Origin of the sequence: Verrucomicrobium sp. BvORR106 (assembly GCF_000739655.1) — a bacterium.
Classification (GTDB): Bacteria; Verrucomicrobiota; Verrucomicrobiia; order Verrucomicrobiales; family Verrucomicrobiaceae; genus Verrucomicrobium.
The window spans coordinates 17,103-40,913 of sequence record NZ_BATR01000007.1 but is presented as its reverse complement, the minus strand read 5'-3'; the positions used below and the strand labels follow the sequence as shown (position 1 = coordinate 40,913).

General features: G+C 61.4%; 18 protein-coding genes. 7 read left to right on the top strand and 11 right to left on the bottom strand.

Annotated elements, in window-relative coordinates; translation table 11 throughout:
* Positions 1-59 precede the first annotated feature (59 nt).
* From BV106_RS01100 to BV106_RS01055, 11 genes are all read right to left on the bottom strand, one after another.
* Entirely contained in the window at positions 60-479 is a 420-nt protein-coding gene (locus tag BV106_RS01100; RefSeq protein ID WP_038159187.1) for a VOC family protein, read from the bottom strand.
* A 213-nt stretch (positions 480-692) separates the two neighbouring features.
* Positions 693-1,214 (bottom strand): hypothetical protein, encoded by a 522-nt coding sequence (locus BV106_RS01095; RefSeq protein ID WP_038159184.1) that lies wholly within the window; start codon positions 1,212-1,214, stop codon positions 693-695.
* Positions 1,215-1,312: 98 nt separating this feature from the next.
* Complete coding sequence (locus BV106_RS01090) at positions 1,313-1,591, bottom strand: hypothetical protein (RefSeq protein ID WP_038159181.1); 279 nt, start codon at positions 1,589-1,591, stop codon at positions 1,313-1,315.
* Entirely contained in the window at positions 1,537-1,761 is a 225-nt protein-coding gene (locus BV106_RS37935) for a hypothetical protein (protein WP_265595201.1), read from the bottom strand. The genes BV106_RS01090 and BV106_RS37935 overlap by 55 nt, the downstream gene beginning before the upstream one ends.
* A 30-nt stretch (positions 1,762-1,791) precedes the next feature.
* A complete protein-coding gene (locus BV106_RS01085) occupies positions 1,792-4,305 on the bottom strand; it encodes a protein kinase (protein WP_038159178.1) in 2,514 nt (837 codons plus the stop codon).
* Between the two features lie 232 nt (positions 4,306-4,537).
* Positions 4,538-5,308, bottom strand: a complete 771-nt coding sequence (locus tag BV106_RS34855; RefSeq protein ID WP_051944673.1) for a peptidylprolyl isomerase — start codon at positions 5,306-5,308, stop codon at positions 4,538-4,540.
* A gap of 158 nt (positions 5,309-5,466) precedes the next feature.
* Positions 5,467-5,814, bottom strand: coding sequence for a hypothetical protein (locus BV106_RS01075; RefSeq protein WP_038159174.1), 348 nt, complete (start codon positions 5,812-5,814; stop codon positions 5,467-5,469).
* Positions 5,811-6,755, bottom strand: a complete 945-nt coding sequence (locus tag BV106_RS01070; protein ID WP_038159163.1) for a glycine cleavage T C-terminal barrel domain-containing protein — start codon at positions 6,753-6,755, stop codon at positions 5,811-5,813. Before BV106_RS01070 ends, BV106_RS01075 begins: the two co-directional genes overlap by 4 nt.
* A 2-nt stretch (positions 6,756-6,757) precedes the next feature.
* On the bottom strand, positions 6,758-9,556 hold the full coding sequence (locus BV106_RS01065; RefSeq protein WP_038159161.1) for an NAD(P)-binding domain-containing protein: 2,799 nt from the start codon (positions 9,554-9,556) through the stop codon (positions 6,758-6,760).
* A 58-nt stretch (positions 9,557-9,614) separates the two neighbouring features.
* On the bottom strand, positions 9,615-10,670 hold the full coding sequence (locus tag BV106_RS01060; RefSeq protein WP_038159159.1) for a peptidylprolyl isomerase: 1,056 nt from the start codon (positions 10,668-10,670) through the stop codon (positions 9,615-9,617).
* Between the two features lie 45 nt (positions 10,671-10,715).
* Entirely contained in the window at positions 10,716-11,723 is a 1,008-nt protein-coding gene (locus tag BV106_RS01055; RefSeq protein WP_038159157.1) for an ATP-dependent Clp protease proteolytic subunit, read from the bottom strand.
* Between the two features lie 147 nt (positions 11,724-11,870).
* On the opposite strand from BV106_RS01055, the gene BV106_RS01050 reads away from it, so the two are divergent.
* The 7 genes from BV106_RS01050 to BV106_RS01020 all read left to right on the top strand — a co-directional run bounded on the left by BV106_RS01050 (position 11,871) and on the right by BV106_RS01020 (position 23,518).
* A complete protein-coding gene (locus tag BV106_RS01050; RefSeq protein WP_051944670.1) occupies positions 11,871-15,596 on the top strand; it encodes a PVC-type heme-binding CxxCH protein in 3,726 nt (1,241 codons plus the stop codon).
* 305 nt (positions 15,597-15,901) lie between these two features.
* Entirely contained in the window at positions 15,902-16,819 is a 918-nt protein-coding gene (locus tag BV106_RS01045; RefSeq protein WP_038159144.1) for an ABC transporter permease, read from the top strand.
* On the top strand, positions 16,812-17,804 hold the full coding sequence (locus BV106_RS01040) for an ABC transporter permease (protein ID WP_038159122.1): 993 nt from the start codon (positions 16,812-16,814) through the stop codon (positions 17,802-17,804). The genes BV106_RS01045 and BV106_RS01040 overlap by 8 nt, the downstream gene beginning before the upstream one ends.
* An 89-nt stretch (positions 17,805-17,893) precedes the next feature.
* Positions 17,894-18,259, top strand: coding sequence for a hypothetical protein (locus BV106_RS01035; protein ID WP_265595200.1), 366 nt, complete (start codon positions 17,894-17,896; stop codon positions 18,257-18,259).
* A 24-nt stretch (positions 18,260-18,283) separates the two neighbouring features.
* Positions 18,284-19,279 carry an endonuclease/exonuclease/phosphatase family protein gene (locus BV106_RS01030; protein ID WP_081891416.1) on the top strand — a complete coding sequence of 332 codons (996 nt, stop codon included), beginning with the start codon at positions 18,284-18,286 and terminating at the stop codon, positions 19,277-19,279.
* A 49-nt stretch (positions 19,280-19,328) separates the two neighbouring features.
* The gene (locus tag BV106_RS01025) at positions 19,329-22,154 is read left to right on the top strand and encodes a zinc-dependent metalloprotease (protein ID WP_265595199.1); all 2,826 of its coding nucleotides are present in this window, start codon (positions 19,329-19,331) and stop codon (positions 22,152-22,154) included.
* 14 nt (positions 22,155-22,168) lie between these two features.
* The gene (locus BV106_RS01020; RefSeq protein ID WP_051944664.1) at positions 22,169-23,518 is read left to right on the top strand and encodes a carbon-nitrogen hydrolase family protein; all 1,350 of its coding nucleotides are present in this window, start codon (positions 22,169-22,171) and stop codon (positions 23,516-23,518) included.
* The last annotated feature ends 293 nt before the right edge of the window (positions 23,519-23,811 follow it).

The following is a 23,811-nucleotide window of genomic DNA, read 5'->3' as shown; positions in this document are numbered from 1 at the left end:
TGTTAGTGCAGTGTGTGTTTGGGGTTGTGGTTGAACTTGCAAAAGAATCCAATCAAGCGTCAGCCAAGCTGCTCGGCCAGGCCGACAATGATGCCCTCAGGTCCGCGGATGTAGGCGAGGCGATACGCGTTCTCGTAGTTCATTTCGCCGATGAGCTCGGCACCGTGGTCGAGCATGTGCGCAACGACGGCGTTGATGTTTTCGACCGCGAACATGACGCGACGGATGCCCATCGTGTTCACGGGAGCGTCCACGGGGCCAAACCGGACGGGTTCAGGGGTGTGGAACTTGTCGAGTTCAATGCCCTGTCCGTCGGGAGTTCTCAGCATTGCCAGGGTGGCCCGGACATCCTTGAGCCCGATCAGTTGCCCGACCATTGGGCCTTCGACGGTTGTTTCTCCCTCGAGAACAAGACCGAGTTCGAGGAAAAAAGTCTTCACGGCTTCCAGGTCGTCAACAACGATGAGGACGTTGTCCATCCTTTTGAGCCTTCGGTTTCCGCTGAGATTTGATTCGCTGGACATGGCTTGCGTGGGGTTGCCGGTGGCAATGTGGAGTATTTGGCCCCAGTTGGCAAGGGGTCGAGAGGATGCCCAAACCACGGGGCAGACGACGGGCGGTGGCCGATTGCCCGCACCCGCTTGCTGGCCTTTCGCGGCGGTATTTTAGCCCTTTCGTTGCGTGGCCGATATTCAGTCTTCCCAGCTAAAATCGAGGTCCCACACTTCGGGGGTTTCTCTGCTCCAAGGTGAAGGGAGCCCGAATGACTTGATGATGTCTTTTACGTCAAACAGAGCAGGCCACCCAGTTTCCTTCCCCAGCCTTGAGATCAGCTTTCGTCGACCGATTTCCTCCCAGGGCTCCTCTTCGCCAAAGTTCTGGATTACCCCGCCCTCTGTGCTGAAGATGGCTCGCAAGCATCGCTCATTAATGTGATGCCGGTAAAAGGAGGTTGAGCTGCTATTCTGTACGGTGAGGCTTATTGTTTCTGCCGCCAGGGGGCGCAATGCTGGATGGATGATTGTGTCGGTCGCCTTGTCCCCGTCATTGGAAAAACCGAAGAGGTGAAGCCATTGGAAGCCCTGTGCGTACTGAACGCGGCAACCATCCCTCACTTGCGGCCATGAGAAAAATCCATCGGCAATAGCTTGAGCAAACGCATCCGAATCCGTGTTTTCAGGAATTCGAACGAAGCCAGCGCTAAATCCACTCATGGCGTAAAGGGCAGGATGCAGTGCTCAAGCACACGATGTCTCCGCCGGTAGGTTGCTCCGCCATCCAGCGCCCTGGCGTTCTGATATGGCACTGTGTGCTAGCTAGAACCCGGCAGCGGTGCTTCGCGGATGATCTCCGCAGGCAGGCGCATAGATCCAAGCTTGGGATGACCGATGGCGAAGCCCGCCATCTCGCGACCCCAGAAGAGGCGGCTGAATTGCAGATTGTGGATGTCCGCCCAGGGGATGAACAGCCGGGGGTGTCCGGTGCGGAAGAGCCAGGGGGTCTCGATGTAGAAACCAGCGGGTCCAGCATGGATGGTTAACACCCCCTTGTAGCTGGCCACTCCCACCATGCCGAACTGGCCTGACCACATCTTCCCTTCGGGGGGGACTTGGCGGCATAGGTGGATGCCAGCCTGGACCAGCCGCTGAACTGGCTGATGAGCCAGACCACGAAGCACCAGAAGAGCGGAAAGACGATGAAGAAGGCCAGCGGAATCAGCGCCACCAGCCAGATCGGAAAGGGAGGGGAGGAGGACGGCATGACGGCGGACGGAAAACGGCGGCTCCCAGATCAGCTGCCCACCCGGGTGAGGGTGGCGTCTTTCAGGCGCATGAGGTACTCGCCATCCGCGATGAGTTGCGGGCGAATCCAGATGCGGTAAAGGCCGGGCTTCTCGAACCGGGCCTTGCCCGCAGTCACGGTCTTGAACTCTGCGGCGCTGGAAGTTTTTTCCACGTTCTTCAAGTAGGATTCCTTGCCGATGGTGGCGCGGTATCGTCCCGGACTGGCCTTGTCGAAAGACTGGTTGATCTGGAGTTCGTACTCACCCGGCTGCTCGATCTTCACGAGCCAGTTCACCTGATCGCCGGTGTTGATCCAGTTGATGATCGCTCCCTCTGCGACGGTGAGCGGGCCAGGAGGCAGTTCTGCCTTCGCGGAATCCAGGGTGGTAGGCTCCGCCGTCACGGGAATCAAGCGGTCGAGCGCGTGGTTGATCGTGCGGATGGCGCTGTCTGCCACCGGCTTGCGGCGGGGTTCGCGGTTGCCGAGATCGCGGAAGAAATTCACCGCAGCAGGATCGGCGACGCGGGCGATGGCGCCTAAGATGGCTCCTTGCTCACGGCCATCGCGGGTGGCATCGAAGGCCTTTGAGAGCACCACGGCGATTTCCTCCTGCGGGATTTCACCGGAGAGAGGGGCGAGGTTGCCCAGGCTGTTGATCGCATGGGTGCGGACGAGCGAGTCTTTCTCACGTGAGATGAAGGCCTCCAGTGCGGCCACCGGCTCGGCGGTGGGCCAATCTCCCAGCGCGAGCGCGGAAGCGGTGCGGAGCTTGGCGTTGCCATCCTCCAGGGCCTTCCGCATGTCGTCCAGGGCGTTGGAACCACCGAGTCGGCCCAGGGCGCGCAGCAACATCGCCTGCACATCATCGGTTCCAGAGTTCGCGCGGTAACCCTGCAGCACCGGCAGACTGCGGCGCTCCGCGTCTGGCTCCTTGCGCGACGCGTTCACCAAGGCGCCTTCGGCCGCGCGGAGTTCATCCGCATCGGAACCCGAGACATCCTCCAGCATGAAAGGGACTTCTGCAGGAGTGGCCACCCGGCTGAGGGCGTTCCAAGTGGCGATCCTCACCTCGCGTTCTGAGGCGCGGCCCAAGTGGCGCATGAGCGCTTCAACCGAGTCCGTGATCCCGCGATTGCCGGCGAGGATGGCGATGTTTTTCCTCGCCCACGGCTCTTTGGCACGGGGGATGTGCTGAAGGATCAGCTTGTTGGTGACGTCTTTTTCCTCAAACTTGCCCAGCACTTCGGCTGCGGTGTCGCTATTGCGGGAGTCTTCCAGGAAGCCCAAGAGCAGGTTCACATCCTTGGCGGATCCCGTGGGCTTGCTCATGTGAGCGAGTGCCTCGAACCGGCTCTCCCCCATCATCCGCTGCACGTACTGGGTGCCGAAGAAGAGCGCAGTCCCGATGACGAGCGTGGCGGGTACGCCAGCTGTGAGCCACTTGGGCAATGCTTTCTTGTGCTGGAGGTGCTTGGGAGCGGCTGCCGCTGTGATGTTGACCGGCTTCGCCAACGGCTTGGGCACGGGCTTGGAGCCGAGGGCCTGGGTGACGCTGCCGGGCCGGGTGAACTTGGGGGCGCTTCTCCGCAGGGCCTGACTGGCGGTGCCACTGAAGTTGGGAGCGGACGGTGGCGCGTGCAGGATGTCCGGCGGTGGCGGGCGACGAGCGATGGCATCCTCTTCCTCCGGCGTCAGTGGAGCCTGACCGGCCTGGAACCACTCAAAAGCGTTGTCCATCGTGGCTGGCCGGCGATCGGGAGAGCGGCTCATGAGCCACTCCACCCAACGGCAGAGGTCCACCGGCAGGTCAGGGCGCAACTGCGCCAGCGGGATGAAGCTGTGGTAGAGGTGGCTGGCCATCACCTCCGGCGCGGTCTCACCCTGGAAGGGGTACTGCTGGGTGAGGGAGAAGTAATAAACGCAGCCGAGCGAATACAGGTCCGTACGCACATCCACCGGAGAGCGCTCGAACTGCTCCGGAGCCATGAAGAAGATGCTGCCCAGGATGGCACCTTCCGCATCGGTCTCCTGCACCATCGGCTGGTGCGCGATCTTGGAGAGGCCGAAGTCGAGAATCTTGATCTGGAACTTGCCGCTGGGCAGCCAGATCACCATGAAGTTCTGAGGCTTGATGTCGAGGTGGATCAGGCCCGTGGCATGGGCGGCGATCATCCCTTCCAGGGACTGGCTCACCAGCTGCCGGAAGTCCCCTTCGTTCAGAGCGCCGCGCTCGATGATGTCCTCAAGGGTTTCCCCCTTGAGCAGTTCCATCACGATGTAGGCACCTTCTTCATCCTTGCCGACATCGAAGATGGTGACGATGTGAGGATGCTGGAGCGTGGAGAGCGTGCGCGCCTCCTCAAAGAGCTGCTCAGCCTGGCGGTCTGCTTCCTCGGCCGATTCGGCTCGCACCCGCTTGAGCGCGACTTCCCGCCGAAGATTCCGGTCATACGCTTTGAAGACACTTCCCAGGCCGCCGTCGGCAATTTTTCCCAGGACTTCGTAGCGGGTTTGACTCATGTGCTGAAGTAGAAAACCGGGCGATGCGAATCACCCGCAGTGTGGCGGTTTAGGGTAATCCCAAAGTCAATCAAAAGGGCGCAGCTTTGGCAAGCATGTAAACAGGCGGATCGGCAAACTCAGAGGAGAACCGCCCTTTTGATGAAAAGGAGACAACAAAAAGAAAAAGGCAGTGGAGACGCTGTGGCTCCACTGCCCGAAAGGTCAGTTTAGACTACGTTCCCCGCGAGGCTTACCACACGCGCTCCAGGAACTTTTCGAAGGGGCCCTTCAGTGAGTCGGGCTTGGTCTTGCCGCGCTTGCCTTTGTTGGCGCTGCTGGAGGCCATGGCCACCATGGGACCCTTCTGGTCCACCACTTTGATGCTCTTGATCTCGGCGCGCTCCAGCGGGCAGTCGTTGGAGTCAGTAGCCACCTTGGAGAGTTCCTTCAGGTCGTCCAGGCCCACCACCACTTTGCCAAAGACGCTGTATTGGCCGTTGAGGCTGCTCATGTCACCCACGGCGAAGTAGAACTGGGTGCCGTTGGATTTGCGGTTCGGGTTCACCTTGTCACCGCGGCGGGCCATGGCGACGGAGCCGGTGCTGTGGGGAAGCTTGAACTCACCTGGGATGGTGTATTCCTCACCGAGGCCCCACTGGTCCCGCTGATTTTTGTCCTTGCTGGTAGGGTCCCCGGTCTGTACGAGATAGCCGTCAACGGCGCGGTGGAAGGCCTGGCCGTTGTAGGTGCCCTTGTTCACGTTGTCCACGAAGTTCTGGACGGTGACCGGGGCGTCGTTTGGGAGGAGCTCAAACACGATCTGGCGTTCCTCACCACCAAAGACGACTTTCATCACCGCCAGCTTGTGGGACTCCTCGACGAGGTTCTGCGCTTCGGCAGGAAGTTGCTTTTTGACTGCGGCGACCGGCTTGGACGAGGCCGTTGCTGCAGGTTGCTCAGCATGGACGGCAGGCAGGGCAAGGAGCGTGGCCAAAAACAGGCAGCGGAAGGACAACTTCATGGGGACGTTGGGGTGCGGGTTGTGCGTAGCGTGGTTAGCCTTGATTGGCCTTTTGTGCGAGCGGTTTTACGCGTGAATCTGTGTGAAGACACATCGCGAGGGAGACAGACCCCGCCCCTGAGATGAGGAATCCAGGGGGGAGCACCCTTCAGGCCGGATCAGCGCAGTTTCTGAATGGTCGCCTGGTCCACCGTCGGAGCTTCCGGGGCGACGGGCTCCTGAAGCCGGGGGGGCGGAGTCGCGGCCGTAGGGGCGGATTCGGGTTCCGCACTGTAGGTGGGATTCGGCGTCGGCGTGGTATTCTCCGGCAGGTCGCCAGGTTCCATGGGGCGCAGACGGGGCTTCACGATCCGGGGTTTCATGCCCCACTGGCTCTCCATGTGGGTGACTTCGTCCGCATTGGGGTTCGAAATCACCGTGCCCCCTGCAGGGCCTGTTGATTCACAAGATGCCAGCACAAGGGTGGATAGGGCCAGGACCGGGAGCAGCGCAAGATTCCAGTTCATGAGGTAAGAATATCAACTTCGAAAGTTATCTTAGGCGGCTCTTCGGACGCAAGCAATAGCGAATGAACAGAGGCAAATGCCTGCTTCACGTAGCCTAGGCCAATCGGGAGACCATGCACGGGATGCCGGGTGACACTGGTCACGTGCCCCACTTTGGACTCCTTACCGTCCTCATTCCGGTGAAACAACAGGGCACCGACGGAAAGAGGGACAGCAGCGTTCTCACGGGCCTGGAGGCGCACCAGACTCTGGGGCATCTTGCCGGTGGTCTTGATCCGGGAGAGGATTTCCTGCCCGATGTAGCAGCCCTTGGCGTAGTCCATGGCCCGCTCTTGAAGACCGGCTTCAGGCGGGAAGACCTCCGTATTGAGCTCGTCCGGCCAGGCTGGCACGCCGGCGCAGATTCGCCAGACCTCAAGTTCCCCAGCCGTCAGGGGTGTTCCCGCGGTATCAAGGGAAGGCGGAGCGTCCGCCGCGACTGGCCACCAGAGGTCCACGCCGTCCTGACCAAAACGCCAGGCGCTGGTACGGTGAGCCCCCTCAGGCAGGGGGATTTCCTGAAACTGGGCGGCTTTCCCGCCGAAGGCATGCCAGAGCTGCCACTCGTCGCTCACGTCCACGAGTTCGGCATCATCGGCAATGATGTACCGGTCCAGTCGCACGCCCAAGGTCTCACGGAGACCGGGTTCGGCATCCACCACCAGAACCTGGCCGCCCTCAACGAGGCTGGAGTGGACGAAGACATCCCCTTCCACCCGGCCTTTGACATTGGTCACACAGGCATAGACCGACCGGGATTCGCTGGCGGTCTTGATGTTGTTCGTCACCTGCCCGTTGAGATAGCGAACCCGGTCGCCCCCGCGGAGGAGCCACTTGGCCCGGGCGCTGAGGTCGACGAAGCCGCCTTCCTGAGAAATTTCCTCGAAACGTTCCTTGGTCATGTTCAGGCTTGGGGAGGGGCTTCACGATCCGCCTGAGCAGCTGCTTCAGGTTCGTGCGGGGCCTCTGGCTCCGTTTTTTCCGGCTGCGACGGGGCCCTTTTCCGTGAGGACTTGCCCTTCTCCACGGGTTCCGTGGTCGCGGATGTGGGGGGCGATGGGGCCAGATTGGGAACGATGAAACCACGCGTGCCCTCCAGCCGGGTCTGGGGTGGAGTGACGGGAGCCGGCGGGGGGGCGGGTTCTTCGCTCTCCGGCTGGACGACGGTGCGTTCCGGGATTTTCGGGAAGGCAGAGAGCTTGGCGTTGACCTCGCGGGTGATGTCTTCCAGCGACTTGCTTGCGTCGAAGGTGGGCTCTGGGGCGGGTTCTGGTTGTGGTTCCGGTTCTGATTCCAGTTCTGCCGCAGGTTCCGCTTTTGATTCCACGGTCGATGCGAGCGCAGGTGCGGGCTCGATCACAGGTTCAGTTTCGGCGGCAACCTCCGCTGCGGCAGGTGCGTCTCCGATAGGCTCCTCTGCGGGGACATCTGCGATGCTCTCAGCCACGGCAAGTTTCTCGTCCTGAGGCGCGGTTTCCACTTCGCCTTGAGTAGGCTCAGAGGCAGGCGCGCTGACTGGTTCGGAGTCGGCGGGAGTGGGGAGGGCCTCTGCCACGACGGGTGAGATGGTTTCCTCGCTGTTGGCAGCAGGGGTCTCGCTAATTGACTCCTTTTTCTCTTTCTCTTCCAAGGGGACGGCAAGAGTGGGGATGGCGACTGGTTCATCTTTGTCGTCATCCTCGTCCTCCACGTCGGTGTCGCTAAGGAGCTTGGCGACCAGCGTGGTGGCTGGCGCAGAGGGGTTCTTTGGCCGGAAGGGTTTGACGGGTTTGATCGGGGGCGGTGGCAGTTTGGTGGCTGGCAGGGCGGCAGTCTCAGGAGCAGGAATGGGGGCCTTGCCCTCGGTGGTGTCCACAGACAGAACGGCCGCGAGCGATCCGCCGGGCGACTTGCCTGTTGGGACCGGGGTCGCGTGCTTGTCCTTCTCTTTCTCCTTTGATTTGTCCTTGCCCTTGTCTTTGTCTTTCTCCTTGTCCTTCCCGGGCGCGACCGGAGCGGCAGGCTTGGCTGCGGCCGGGCTTGGAGCGTCGGGGGTCTTGAAAGCTTTGACCACGGGCGGTGCTGACTTGGTCTCTTGATCCTTCTTTCCTCGGCCGGTGATGCCGCGGAAGAGGCGGCTCACGAAGGAGGGCTGCTTGACCACGGGGGCAACTTCCGCCTTGGGGGCGGCAGCGCCCGGCTTCACGGGATCGCCTGGTTTGGGTGGCGTTCCTGTGCCCGTTGCAGTCTTGCCGTCCGGAGCCGCTTCGGTTTTGTCTGCTCCCGGGGCTTCGGGCTTCAGGCCTGCTTTGGCGATGGCCGGCGGTTTGGGCAGACCTGACGCGGTCGGGGTTTCTGTTTCCGCTTTCTTCTCATCGGTCGCCTTGGTGACCTCCAGAGTGGTCCCACCCTCGACCTTGTCTTTCTTTACCGCGGCGGTTTCACCCGTCACGGCGACTTCAGGTGCTACCTTCTCCTTGTCAGCGTCCTTGTCTTTGGACTCCGGTACTGGGGCAGTGCCGTCTTTGGCGATGGTAGTTTCGGCGTTCTTTTCCGCAGAGGTTTTATCTTGGGCATCCTCTGCTTTTTTGGCGAGTGGCGCGGTGTCTGCAGAGACGGAGGCGGGGACGAGTTTGGTGTGGGTGGCAGTCTTGGCTTTGTCTGCCTCGGCGGGTGAGGCCGGGGCGGTCACGCTTTCACCTGCGGGTTGATCTTTGCCAGCTTCCTCAGGCTTCACCTCATCCTTCTGCGTCTTCTTGTCCGCTTCCGGAGACAGTGTCTCTGTCGTGGGAGTGGGTTCGACGGGGGCGGGCGTCGGGGCTGGAGCGGCCTCCTTGGCCTTGAGCCGGGCGGCGCGTTCTTCCACGGCCCGGAGCATGGGGGCGTAGTTTTCCAGAACCACGGAGTAGTCGAACTCTCCCTGACCGCTGCGCACCCCGCGATCCATGGCCTGGGCGGAAGCATTGAGCACCGGCAGAGCCAGACCCTTCTCATCCGCGATCGCCTGGGCGTAGCGGGCGTCCTTGAGCATGTTCTTCAAGGAAAAATGCGGCGCATAGCTGCGGGCTGCCATGGTGGGCAGCTTCATGGTGAGGAGCGCGGAGGAGTTCGCGTTGTCAGCGAGGGCTTCCTGCAGCTTGGAAACATCGATGCCCTCGGCCTTGGTGATGGCGATGGCTTCGGCGAGCGCTTCCACCACGGCCGCGCTAATAAGATTGGTGGCGATCTTGAGGACGGTGGCATCGCCCGTCTTGCCCAGTTGGACGATTTTCTTGCCGCTGGTTTCGAGGGCCTTTTTCGCCCGATCCAGAGGTGCCGCATCCCCGCCAATATAATAGACGAGCTGGCCCTTTTCCGCTGCAGTCCGGCTGCCGGTGAAGGGGGCGTCCAGGAACGCTGCGCCCACCCTGCTGGCGATGGCCGCCGCCCGACGGATGCCCCAGGGGTTCACGGTTGAATGGCAGAGCACCACGTGATCCGGCGTCAGGGCCTCTTTCATGTCTTCCATCACGGCGACAAGAGCCTCGGCATCGCGCACAAAAATCTGAATCACCTGGGCGACTTCCGCGACCTCTGCCGGAGAGGCCATGAAGTTTGGCTCGGGCTTGATGGAGCGGTTCCAGACATAGACGTTGAAGTCCGCGTTGCGAAGGCGCTCAGCCACCCGGCTTCCGATGATGCCCAGGCCGATGATGCCCACGCTGTTATTTTTGCTGCCAAACATGGCGCTAGAGTAGGCGGACTGCTGGAATACGCAATGAGGTTGCGCATGGTCCCGCGACCTAGCTTTCCGGCACCACACCACTGAGGCGATCCAGATGCTTTTCCACGGTGGTGAGCTTCAGGATCTCCTCCATGAGCCGGGTGGATTCCGCGCTGCGGCGGGTGGAGGTGAGGTGGGCGGCGACTTCTGCCTGCGCTTCTTCAAACGTGGCGGCACGGGCCGGGCGTCTGGCCTGCACCTGGACGATGTGCCAGCCCAGTCCGGTGCGGAAGGGGATGCCCAGTTCTCCTGTCTTCTGGGAGAAGACCTTCTCCGCGAAATCTGCCGGCACCCGGTCCCGGCTGAACCAGCCGAGACTTCCGCCCAGCTTGTTGCTGCGCCCGTCTTCAGAGACCTCACCTGCCAGGGCGGAGAGTTTGACTTCACCGGCCAAGAGACGTCGATGCAGGTCATTGATTTCTGCTGTCCGGTCTGGCTTGTCTTTGTCATGCCCGCTCAGGAAGACGTGGCTGGCGGAGATTCGCTCTGGCAGGCGCACCTGTGTGGCGTGATCCTGGATCCATGCCTTGATCTCCTGGGGTGTCACGGTGGTGATGCGGCGATTGACCTCGGCATCGAAAGCCAGCCTCTGACGGGTCTCGTCTTCCATCCAGATGTGGAGCTGGACTTCATTCATCTGCTGCAGGGCGGAGCGTTGCCGCCAGGAGTCGGGGATCTCGAACTGCTTGATGAAGGTCTGCAGAGCATCCTCTGCGGCAGTGGGGTGCTCAGGGGCCTGCTGGGCGAGCGCCCACTGCTGGAGCGCATGAGAGGCGATCAGGCGATCGAGCGCTTCCACACGACGTTGCTGCTGCAAGACGGGAGCCAGTGCCTCCCAGGCCTCGCTGCGAGACCAAAGCTGGGAACGCAGCGCCTCGGCAATCTGGCGGCGGGTGATCTCCCGTGAGGTCGCTGTCGGCCCCACTCGCGCTACCACCTGGGCCTCATGGGCCCGCTCCTGGAGGTGCCACCAGAAGGCTGCCGCTGAGGCGATCAGGGCCAACATCACCATCACCACAGGCCAGGAGAGCCCATGGGATGGCATGGTGAATCGGGGGCGAGTGAGGGGCTTCATGCCAGGCAGAGTGGGGCACGAGCGGCCTCAGGGCGTTCCCTGAACTTAACGAATGTGGAAGCGGGTCGTGCGCAATTTGCCCGCCACCATGGTGTTTTTGTTCCAGGCGCTCTGGTCATTGAGCGGCACCCAGCGCCGTTCGTTTTCGCGGTAGTGCCAGTCCTTGTCGTTCTGGAAGTTGAAGCTCACGCCCTTGCCCTCGATGATGTTGAGGATCTCGTGGTCGTGGTAGTTCTTCTCGTCGAAGTCGGTGATGGCCTGCTGCCCCATTTCCGAGTAGCGCTCGCTCAGGCTCACCAGCAGATCGTTCAGCTCGGGATCCAGCTCGGTGACCTTCAGACCCACGCGCTTGGCCTCACGCAACATGATCGGGTAGCCGTGGCTGGGGTAGGCGGAGTTGAGGTGCTTGCTGATGCGCTCACGCTGGGTCGCGTCCTTTAAATGATAAGAGAGGATCTCCTCGCAAATCTTGATGGAGAGGGAACTGGCGCGGTCGATGGCCCCGAAGACGAGCGGGTGCACGTGATCGTAGAGGTTTTTATAGGGGTTGGTATCGCCGGTTTGGGAGGACTCTCGCCACAGGCGCAGCACGCGGTTCAGCTCGTCCTGGCTCACGGCCACGGCGTAGTTGTTGCGATCCACCGGGGAGAGCGCATGGGTGAGGGAGGTGTCCACCGCCGTGAGGTAGGCCAGGGGGCCCATCTGGATCTCATCGGCCCCGATCGCCATCATAGTGGCGGCGCTGGCGCACTCCAGCGGGACCAGGGCAGTGATCTTCGTGGCGTATTGTCGCAGCAGGTTCACGATGCGCAGGGCGGCCTGCCCGTTGCCGCCGTTGGACTTGATGAAAAGATAGAGATGCTTCTGGTGGCCGAGGTTTTTCAGCACCTCAAAGAAGGCCGCCACGTCATTGTGGCACACGGAACCGTTTCCGCTGGACCAGTAGGCGATGAAGGGACCGTCCAGTTTCTTCTCCACCCGGGCGATGATTCTCTGGGTTTCAGGGTAGAGAATCGGGGGCTTGTTGATCTTAACGGTCCGTTTTTTCTGCATGGGAGGACGTTGGAGAGAATTTTCACTGTCACAAGGCGCATCTTGGGATGCGTGGTTGGGAGGAGGGCTGTGTCCGATTCGTCATAAAAGATGTCCGTGAGATCCCAGGGAGGGTTTCGTAGCATTTCACCTCGCAACTTCCTTTTTATGAGACCTTCCTATCTTCTGCTGCTCGCCCTGGGATTGACCGGGATGGCGCATGCTCAGACCGCCAGCAAAGAGCTGGTCGGCGAGCGCGCTCCCGCGAATTCCATCTGCCCCTCCCCGGAAGAGGCGCAGAAGAAAACGACCGTGCCGCCTGGGTATGAGGTACGGTGTTTTGCCCATGAACCGATGATCGAGAATCCCGTGGGCATGGCCTGGGATCCCAAGGGGCGACTCTGGGTGGTGGAGCTCTACGAATATCCGGAAGGGTCCACGGCACCCGCCCCCTTTGGCGGTGAGGCCAAGGATGATCTCTACCATCCTATGCCGGATCTGAAGGGGCCGATTCCGCGAGATCGCGTGGTCATTCTGGAGGACACCGACAATGATGGCGTGGCCGACAAGCGCACCGTCTTCCTGGAAGGTCTGAATCTCGCCTGCGGCATCCTTTACGGAGATGGCGGCGTGTACATTGGCCAGCAGCCGCATCTGCTGCACTTCCGGGACAATGATGGCGATGACAAACCGGATGAATGGCGCGTGGTGCTCACAGGTTTCGGCCGCGAGGACACGCATGAGCTCCTGAACTCTTTCTCCTGGGGGCCGGACGGCTGGCTCTACATGACGCACGGTGTGTTCACCCACTCCAAGGTGCGTCGCCCGGGGGATCCCAAGGATCAAGGTGTCGTGTTCAATGCTGGCATCGGGCGGTGCAAGCCGGTGGGATCGTGGGCTTCTGAGGCGCACTACAAGTCCAAGGCTGCTCCGTGGATGTTCGAGGTGTATGCAGACGGAACCAGCAACCCCTGGGGATGTGATTTTGACGCTGCGGGCAATCACTTCGTCAGCGCCTGCGTCATTGACCACTTGTTTCATATGTCCCCTGGCGGGCTCTACGTCCGACAGGGTGGAGCGCCGGAGAATCCGTACTCGTACGAGCTGCTGCCCAGCATCGTGAACTTCAAGCACTTCCGTGCTGCCTACGCCGGCATCCAGATTTATCAGGGTGGTCGCTATCCCGCAGACACGAACGGGCACTTGTTCATCGGCAACATTCACGACAACGCCGTCCATGAAGAAGTGGTGAACCCCGTGGGAGCCAGCTTCAAGGCCGCCCCGGTGCGCGACTTCCTGCGTGCCAACGACGGGTGGTTCCGCCCCGTGAGCACGAAGACGGGCCCGGATGGTTTCCTCTGGGTGATGGACTGGTGCGACAAGTACCCTTGCTATCAGAATGCCAAGGCCAATCCTGAAGGCGTGGACCGCGCCCGCGGCCGCATCTGGCGCGTGGTGTACACCGGCAAGGACGATCCGGCGCTGGTGAAGGCCAGCGTGGGTTCGAGGGAATCAAAGGACCTGAATCTGGACAAGCTCGCCACGCCGGAACTGGTGAAGTTGGTGGCGCACTCTAACAACTGGGTGCGGCGCACGGCGAGAAGATGTTTGCAGGAGAGAAGGGACGAGTCGGCGCCAGTCCTGCTGCTTGAGCTTTTCAAGTCTTCAAAGGATGTCCCAGTGCGTCTGGAGTGTCTTTGGGCGCTGCATGCATGTGGTGGTGATGAGCAGACGATGGAAGCCGTCAAACTTGCCGCAGTGGACTCGGATGCCTCCATTCGCATTTGGGCGGCACGGCTGACCGGAGAGTCTCTGGACATGTTCCATCACTACGGGCCGAAGCTGGATGGAGACCAGCTGCGTTTCCCGCTGCTGGAAACACTGGCACTCGACAAGGAGCCTGTGGTCCGCAAAGCCGTTGCGACGTCGCTGCGCGGCATGATGCGTGAGAAGTATCACATTCCCACCCCGCTGGGGCGGACCAGCCGTCTGCCTGAGCCGGACAAGAACACGCTGGTGTTGGATCCGCCCGCGCGAAGCTCGGCCTACAGCATTGGCAACCTGCATCCTGCCTTCCTTGAAAACCTCCTGAAATCCAGCGGCGCAGAGAACGATCGACTCATCGCGTTCCATCTCTGGATGGCCCTCGAACCCAACCTCTCCGCGAAGCCGGACAAGTGGATCCCGTGGCTGGCCTCAGTGGCTCCCGCTTCCCAGCCCATGTCGCGGACCCTGGCATACAAGGCCATGCGCCGTCTGTCGGATACGAGGGACGCGAAGAACATGGATCTCGCGCTGCAGTTCGCCGCCAAACTGGAAGGTGAAGACGCCCTTCTCGCCACCACGCTCGACGGCTTGGTGAAGGGGCAGGAGAGTGGTGTCCTGAAACCCACGGTCGATCCCGCCGCCCAGCTCGCCACGTGGCGTGCCAGCAAGAATGACGAGGTGCGCAAGCAGGCGCACAACCTGGCCGTGCTCTGGGGGGACAAGTCGGCTGTGGCTGAGACCATGACCCTGGTGCTCAATGACAAGACGCCGCTGCAACAGCGCATCGATGCACTGCAGGTGGCTCGCAAGGCCGGTGGGGCAGCCATTCAAGACGGTCTTCAGTCTCTGGTGAAGTCGGACGTGCCCGAGCCGCTTTTGCTGGAAGCCGTGCGTACCACGGCTGAGGCGGGTGGTGAGGCCATGCCAGCGCTGCTTCTGCAGCGTTGGGCCAAAGCCAGTCCGGCAGTGCGCACCGCTATTTCCCAAACCCTGACCAGCCGCCCTCAATGGGCCGCTCTGTTGCTGGATGCGGTGAAGGACAATCGCGTGGCCCGTGCCGACGTGCCGGTGATCGTGAGCCGCTTCTTCGCCACCCAAAAGGACGCTGCTCTGAAAAAGCGGGCAGAAGACCTGCTGGGCGTGTGGCGTGAATCCAACGCGGACGTCAAGGCCCTCATCGCGGCCAAGCGCAAAGTCTGCATGGAAGGGGAGCCGGATCTCGCCATGGGCAAGATCATGTTCCAGGCCACGTGCGCCACCTGTCATGAGTTCTTTGGTGGTGGGCAGAAGGTTGGGCCGGAACTGATCGGCAGCGGTCGCAGCAATCTCGATGCGTTGCTCTCCAACGTGATCGATCCCAACCAGATCATCGGCAATGGCTATGAAGCCGTGAACGTGACCACCAAGGACAACCGCACGGTGAGCGGTCGTGTGGTGGAAGACACGCCCTCTCACGTGAAGCTCCTCGCCATCGGCGGGGCAGAGCAGATCGTGCCGCGGGATCAGGTGGCCAAGGTGGAGAACACCCACCAGAGCCTCATGCCCATGGGCTTCGGTGCACTCCCTGACGACGCGTTCCGCAACCTCATCTGGTACATCCTGGCACCCCCGGACGAAGGCCCGCTGACCAAGGAGAAGAAGATCGCTCTCAGCACCAACATGGACGCCCCGGTGGCGAAGAAGCCTTCCGGCGGGACCAACTGGCGCGCGATCGATTGGGAAAGTGTCTCCCTGTGGAATCCCGAGTGGAAAGTCTCCGCGCCCGACTTCGAGCGCACGCCGGTGAAACTGCCGGAGTACCAAGGCCGCAAGAACGTGCTGCTCATGCACCCATTTGCGGAGAACAAGCCGGCAACGCTGGAGCGCAAGGTGAAGCTCGCTCCCGGCAAGCCGCACAAGCTCTCCGTGGTGGTGGCCGCCCATGATCAGGGCGACTGGGAACTGCGCATCAAGGTGGGGGACAAGGTCATCAAGAAGCAGGTCATCGGCCACGATGGCGACCGCTGGAAGGCCGTCACCGCCGACCTCAGCGAATTCGCCGGCCAGGAAGTGGATCTGAAACTCGAAGGCGCCGCCACCGGCTGGGCCTGGGAGTTCGGCTACTGGGGCGGTATTACCCTCGAGTAGAAATCAGGGGTGGCTTGGGGGTAGAGGTTTAACCACAGAGACACAGAGAGCACAGAGACTAGAACTGAAACTGAAGTCAGACAGAATTCACCGAATTAGGGGGCAGCTGCGGAATGACTTTGAGTGCACCCCTGTCCGCCGCCCGAAACCGAATTTTGTTAATTCCGTTAATTCTGTCTAAAAATCAGTCTCTGTGTTCTCTGTGCCTCTGTGGTTAATTTATAGCACGTCCCTCAACCCCAGACCTCCTCTCCACCCACATTGGCTCTTGCCCTTGAGCGCTGTCGCGCCTAAGTCGGGGGCCGATGTTCGCGTTCATCCTCCGACGTTTCCTCAGCAGCCTCGTGGTGCTGGGGTTCGTGGTGTCGCTGACGTTCCTCCTGTCCATCTCTCAAAAGGGTGGACCGTTTGAGAGGGAGAAGCTTACCGCAGCAGCCAAGGCTGAACGCGAGAAAAATGCGGAGCTGGATGGCCCCAAGTGGTGGCAGTTGCAGCGCTATGTGAAACGCCTGCTGCGTGGAGACCTCAATGTTTCGCTGCGGTATCAGAATCTCTCGGTGGCGGAAGTCTTGGGGCAGAAGCTGCCGAATTCGCTGATCCTGGGTGGCAGCGCCTTTGTCATCGCGGCCGTGGGTGGCGTGGCGATGGGGTTTGTAGCGGCGATGCGGAAGGATTCTGGTCTGGACGTCGCCAGCATGTTCGTCGCCCTTGCGGCCATCAGTATTCCGTCCTTCATCACCGGGCCGCTCTTTGTCGCTTTATTTGGCCTGAAGCTCGGCTGGCTGCCCATCGGGGGCTTTGGCACGATCCCGCAGCTCATCATGCCCTCGATCTGCCTGGCTCTTCCGTTCCTGGCCTACGTGGCCCGGTTGACGCGGAACAGCCTGCTGGATGTGAAGTCGCAGAACTACATGCGCACGGCCAAGGCGAAAGGTCTGGATGATGCGACGGCCCTGGCACGGCATGCCATGAAGGTGGCCATCCTGCCCGTCATCACCTATATGGGGCCGATGGCCGCCTATGTGCTCACTGGCTCCTTTGTGGTGGAGAGTGTCTTCAACATCTCCGGTCTCGGTATGGTGTTCGTGAATGCCATTCAGAACACGGACCCCTTCCTGCTGACCGGGGCGGTGGTGGTGTACTCCGCTCTGCTGGTGTTCTTCAACTTCGTGGTGGACGTGCTGTACACGTTCCTCGACAAACGCATTCAGTTGCATGCCTGACGCTGTCGCGACGCCCAACCGATGGACCGGTACGCCTCCCAATGGCTGGCAGGTGCTGCGTCGCAATCGCGTGGCCGTGCTCTGCTTCTGGTACCTGGTGGTGGTGGCTTTGGCGGCCATCGTGGTGCCGGTGTTCCTGCCTGCGGAGGTGAAGATGGTGAGTGAGTCTTCCTATGTCCCACCGTCCTGGTGCGAAGGCGGCATCTCCCGCCACTTGCTGGGCACGGATGTGAACGGGCAGGATCTTTTCTATCGCCTGCTCACGGGAGCCCGGGTCAGCCTGGGGGTGGGCCTGGTGGCGGCGCTGGTGAGCCTCGTGATTGGCGGCACCTATGGCATGATCAGTGGCTATGCCGGCGGCCGGGTGGATGGCGGCATGATGCGGCTGGTGGACATCTTGAACTCGGTGCCCAGCCTGCTCTTTGTGATGATCTTCATCGCGGCCTTCGATGGTTATTTCACGGATGCCCTGGACGGCCTCCGCCTCTGGGGGCAGCGGGAGCACTGGGGCTGGGTGGAGGCTTGGGCTGGTGCAATGATTCCCTACAAGCGGATCTTCCTGCTGGTGCTCTCCCTGGGGTTCATCCAGTGGCTCACCATGGCGCGCATCGTTCGTGGTCAAGTGCTGGTCTTGAAGGAGCTGGCATTTGTGACTGCCAGCCGTGCCATGGGGCAGAAGGGTTGGTCCATCATATGGAAGCATCTGTGGCCGAATCTGAGCACCATCGTGCTCACCTATCTGACGCTCACCATCCCGGCAGTGATCCGGGACGAGAGCTTCCTCAGTTTCCTCGGACTGGGCATTGAAGATCCGGCGGCCAGCTGGGGCTCGCTGCTCAAGGATGGGGCGCAGGTCATCAATCCACTCGACAGCAAGTGGTGGCTGCTCGCTTTCCCTGCGGGCTTGATGTCCACCTCGTTGCTCGCACTGAATTTCCTCGGTGACGGATTGCGGGATGCCTTTGATCCACGCTCTTCTGATTAAGAAGATATTCATCTTTCACATGCAACTCGGTTGACACCACCGAGCACCCCATGCAGCTTGCCTTCCGTTGCACAAACCAAGGCAAAGCCATGGGTACACGAGCGAACCAACGGAAGGCAAAAGCGGCGAGCGGGGGCAGTGTTGTCACCCGGATGTGTTCCATCAGCACTACTGGCGTGATCTTCGCCAGCAGCAGGGCCTTGGAAGTCTCTTCAGAACTGGCCCTCTCGATCCAGACGGATCTGCTTGGGCTTCATCGTGAATGGAGTGTGCAGGGGTGGGTGATCGAATGCACCCCGTTGGACGTGAGCGAGGCGGGACCGGAATTTCTGGTCACCTTGTTGTTTTCTGAAATCCCTGCCGGGCTGCAGCAACTGCTGCTGCTGACGGAAAGTGCGCAGGGTGGGCGGGCTTATCCCGTGGTGAGGGATGCGGAGATCTTTGGGCTGAACTGACCCAGTGACTCCCACTCTGCCGAAATGAAAGTTCGAAGCCTTCTCCGATTTGTTGTCCGGCACTGGCTGGAGTTGGGATTGTCGGCGGGACTGGTGGTGACTCTGCTGGGATTTGCGGGCCGCTGGCACTGGTACCCGGATCTGTACAATCACCTGCGACCCCAATATGTGGTGGCGTTCGCACTCGGACTGTTGCTCTGCTTGGGGTTGCGTCGGTGGAAGCTCGTCGGGCTCAGCTCGGTGGGATTGGCATTGAATGTCGCAGCGCTGTGGCCTCATGCTCAGCCCGCTGCCGCACCTGCCACGGTGGTGGCCAATGACTCGACGCTGGAGATTGCCACTATCAACCTCCTCCGCCGGAACCAGAATCATGCGGCGCTGGAGGCCCTGTTGCGGGAGCGTCAGCCCGATGTGGTGGTGCTGCAGGAAGTTTCGCCTCGCTGGGCAGAGATGCTGCCCCGCCTGAAGGACCTCTATCCCCACCAGCGGCTGGAGTATCATCGCAAGGGATCATGGGGCCTGGCCATCCTGAGCCGGGGGCCCTGGCATAAGGCCGGCCTTCACAAACTGGGGGAAAATGGCCCCAAGAAAATCGGGATGTTCGCCGAGTTCGCGTTTGAGGGGCGGACGGTGAGTCTGCTGAACGTGCACGCCTCGCATCCGACGTCAGCGGGCGAGATTGCGGACCGGCGCGTCATGCATGAAGAGATCAGGCTGTGGAGCTTGCAACGGCAGCAGGAGGGGCATGCCGTGATTGTGGCGGGCGATTTCAACTGCACCCCCTGGGCCTGGCTCTACAAGGACTTTTTGCACCAGACCCAGCTGGTGGACACCAGTCAGGGGCGGCTCTTTGAGGCCACACGACATGTGTGGCTTCCCGACCGGATCATGATTGATCACGTCTTCGTCTCTCCTGACTGGAAGGTGGGCGGACGTGAGGTGGGACCGGACTTTGGCTCAGACCATCGCCCCGTTTTTGTGAGCCTGGATTGGGATTCTTCGAGCCTCGCGGCAAAGTAATCCTAAAAAAACGCCCCAGCGGTGCGTCTTTGGCAATAGCCATTTTGATATGAAACTATCCCTCCGCCCAGTCGGGTTGCTCGCGCTACCTCTGACCTGTTTGATCGTCGCCGTCTGGAGCGCAGCCCAGGAGCCTGCTCCCCAGCCCGTCCCCACGCCTACACCTGCTCCGGCTCCAACGCCTGCGCCTGCACCCGCGCCGGCCCCAGCCCCAGGATCCGGAACGGCCCCCAAGCCAGAACCGACGCCCGCTCCGGCCCCGGCTCCTGCACCGTCGCCAGTCCCCGCTCCGGTTCCGACCCCTGCCCCGGCAACGCCGCCAGCCAAACCGGAGGTGAAACCCAATCCTGTGGAAGCTCCTGCGGCCAAGGTGGAGGAAAAACGCCCCGCCCCGGTGACGGTCGTGCCGGCGCCGCCCAAGAAAAAGACCATCGCCGATGTGACGAAGAACTGCGATGAGATCAAAGGGCTCTTCAACCTACATCGCGATCGCGAAAACGGCACGGTCTATCTCTTTGTGCGGAAGGATCAGATGGAGAAGGAGTTCATCTACTTCACCCACACGGTGGAGGGGGTGCTCGCTGCCGGTCACAACCGCGGCCAGTTCCATGATGAGACGGTCTTCGTCATGAAGCGCAGCTACGACAAGGTGGAGTTCGTCAAACAGAACACCGCCTTCTACTTTGACCCCATGCACCCACTGGCCCGGGCAGCCCAGGCCAACACCAGCCATGCGGTCATGGCGGTGGAAGCGGTGGTGGCAGAGAACACGGAGGGCGTGCTGCTCAATGCCGGTAACCTCTTCCTGAAGGAGACCCTGCTACAGGTGAAGCCTGGCGGCGGGGAGAAGGCCTTCCTCGGGAAGCTCTCCGAAACAAAGACGAAGTTCACCAAACTGAAGTCCTACCCGAAGAACACGCTCTGCTCGGTGGAGTACGTGTTCGACAACCCGACGCCGCCACGGAATGACAATGACAAACAACTGGGCGATGTGGTGGACCCCCGCTACGTGAGCGTGACCATCCAGCACACGCTCATCGCCATGCCGGACAACGGCTACCAGCCCCGCGTGGATGATCCACGGGTGGGTTATTTCATGACCCAACTCACGGACCAGACCTCCACGGAGGTGACCCCGTGGCGCGACTTCATCCACCGCTGGGACCTCAAAAAGAAGGATCCCAACGCAGCTCTGAGCGAACCCGTGGAGCCCATCGTGTGGTGGATTGAGAACACCACGCCCCTGGAATTCCGCGACACCATCCGCCTCGCCGCCCTGCAGTGGAACAAGTCCTTTGAGAAGATCGGCTTCAAGAACGCCCTCATCATCAAGGAACAGCCGGACGACGCGGACTGGGATGCGGATGACATCCAGTACAACGTGCTGCGCTGGACCTCCTCGCCCAAGGCTCCCTTTGGCGGCTACGGACCCAGCTTTGTGAACCCTCGAACCGGGCAGATTCTGGGCTCCGACATCATGCTGGAGTTTGTGTTTGTGAAGAACCGCCTCATGGCCCGCCGTCTCTGGAACGAGGTGGGTCTGGCCGGGATGGATGCGGCCGAGGGCGGCAATCTCTTTGACAAGAACTCCTGCATGGCCGCGAATGTCATGCAGCAGGGGCTGCTCTTTGGGAACCAGATGATGCGCCTGCGAAAGGCGGATGACGTGGACTTCGATGTGATGCTCAAGGAAAGCCTCACACAGTTGATCCTGCACGAGTTGGGGCACACTCTCGGATTGAACCACAACTTCCGCGCGAGCCATCTGCATTCACCGGAAGAATTGCAGAACCGCGCGCTGACGGAGAAGACCAGCCTGAGTGGATCCGTCATGGACTACATGCCGTTGAACTTGGGGCCGGATCGGGCGCGCCAGGGGCAGTATTACATCAATGCCCCCGGGCCGTATGATGACTGGGCCATTGACTACGGCTACAGCGTTGCCGCCCCAGAGCCTCAGGAGGAGACCAAGCGCCTCGCCACCATCGCCGGGCGTTCGCATGAGTCCCAACTCGCGTTTGCCAATGATGCGGATGACATGCGCGCCAACGGCAAGGCTATTGACCCACGAGCCATGCTTTTTGACATGAGCAGTGATCCGGTGGCTTATGGCGTGGCTCGTTGTGAACTGGTGAAGCAGGCCACGGGCAAGCTTCTCGCTGACTACCCCACCCAGGGCAAGAGCTGGCAGGAGCTGACCAACGCCTACATCTCGCTGACGTCGGAGTCGGGGAATGCCCTCACCGCCATCTCCCGCTACGTGGGAGGCGTGTACGTAGAGCGTGCCTATGTCGGCCAGGTGAAGGACAATCCGCCAAATCCCTTCCGCCCCGTAGAGGTGGAAAAGCAAAAGGCCGCCATGGCCGCACTGGCGAAGTACGCCTTCGGACCGGAGGCCTGGGTTGCGCCGGAGCCGCTCCTGGCCCACCTCCAGCAGCAGCGTCGCGGGTTTGACTTCCGCGACAACGGCGAGGATCCCAAACTGCATGAGCGCGCCCTCAAGGTCCAGCGCTCCCTGCTGGACCAGCTCATGCACCCGAACACGCAGCACCGCATCCTGGACAGCACGCTGTATGGCAATGGTTATGTCCTCGGGACCATGATGGGGGACCTCACCGCTGCCATCATGAAGGGTGAGGCGGCCGATGCTGCCGTCAGCACGCAGAGGCAGAACCTCCAGCTGGACTACGTGGACCGCCTGCTGAACATCGTGAACGGTCGCGCCTATCAGCCGGCGGTTCAGAGTGTGGCCTTGGCGCAGCTGCGCACCATCCAGTCCCAGTACCGGGATCATCCCGTGGCGGCGGCCAATGAGGCTCATGCCCAGTTCGTGCTCTATAAGATCGAGCGCGGTCTGGACGACAAGAAATCATAATTTAGCTCACGATCATGAAGCTCGCTGCCAGCATCGCCGTCACTCTTGTCCTTGGAATGGCTGGCGCTCTGCTGGCAGCGAACGTTTCCACGCCCATGCCGGGGCCGGACTGGCGCTCCTACGTGCCCCGTCCGGGCATTGCCCCTGTCTTCAGCCATGTGGACATCGGGGGACGGGATGGGAAGGGGGCCTGGGTGATCGCGGCGGATCAGCGCGAGGGCCTGCAAGGCTGCTGGACCCGGGAGATCCCGGTTCAAGGAGGCAAACCCTGGCGGTTCACGGCGTGGTATCAGGCGGAAGGGGTCAATCACGAGGGACAGCAGGTCGTAGCCCGTGTGTTGTGGCGGGATGCCGCAGGCAAGACGGTGCGGCATGCAGAACCGACCTTCACCGCCTACCGGCCTGGCGAACCGCCGCAGGCAGAGCCGGAGTATCCGGCCCGCACCGGCGTGGTGAAGGATGGCTGGCAGGAGATGTCGGGTACTTACCTCGCACCCAATGGGGCGACTGTGGCGGTGGTGGAACTCTGGCTGCAGTGGCGGCCCCAGGCCCGGGTGAGCTGGAGCGATATCCGTCTGGAGCAGGTCGCGGCCATGCCAGAACGGAAGGCCCGGCTGGCGACGGTGCACTATCAGCCACGAGAAGGGAAGACGATGCTGGAGAAGGCCGCGTTGTTTGCCCCCTTGATTGAAGAGGCCGCCAAGCAGAAGGCGGATCTGGTGGTGCTGCCGGAAACGCTGACGTACTACGGCACCGGCAAGAAGATGCATGAATGCGCCGAGCCCGTGCCGGGATCGGTGACCGAGTACTTCGGAGGGCTCGCCAAGAAGCATGATCTCTACATCGTGGCCGGACTGGTGGAGCAGGACAAAGAGGTGGTGTACAACGTGGCCGTCTTGATCGGTCCGGATGGCAGGGTTCAAGGCAAGTACCGAAAGACCTGCCTGCCACGCAGCGAGGTGGAGGCCGGCGTGGCCCCCGGGCATGAATTTCCTGTGTTCGAGACCCGCTTTGGCAAGCTGGGCATGATGGTCTGCTACGACGGCTTTTTCCCCGAGGTCGCCCGCAATCTGACCGTGAACGGTGCCGAGGTCATCGCGTGGCCCGTGTGGGGTTGCAATCCCCTCCTGGCCCAGGCGCGGGCTTGTGAGAATCACGTGTACCTTGTGAGCAGCACCTACATGAAACCCGAGGACGGCTGGATGATCTCAGCCGTGTTTGGGCACGATGGCCGGGTCCTTGCCCAAGGAAAAGAATGGGGCACCGTGGTGATGGCGGAGGTGGATCTGGAGAAGCGCGAGCATTGGAACAGTTTGGGAGATTTTAAGGCGCAGATCCCGAGTCATCGGCCGGTGGGGGAGTGAGGGGGAGGCGGAGAGTTTTTTTGGTATAGTTGTTTTGCGATCCCTTCTGGATTTGGGGGCGTGAAGCTCGGAAGTCCAAGTGAGATTGGAGGCCGGAAGAGGTTCCGAAGTCTGGGGGCGAACAACGCCTGGCCCCGCTTGCGGGGCTATGGAGTGCGTGCGTGAAGCGCCGCTGTGGTGGATTGTTGGGTTTCCTTGAACCTGATGGGTGGAGCAGGGGGGCTGGCGGGAGTGTTGAGGTTGTGGGGGATTGTTGTCGGCAGTCGAAAGCGGCGCTTCACGCGCGCACTCCA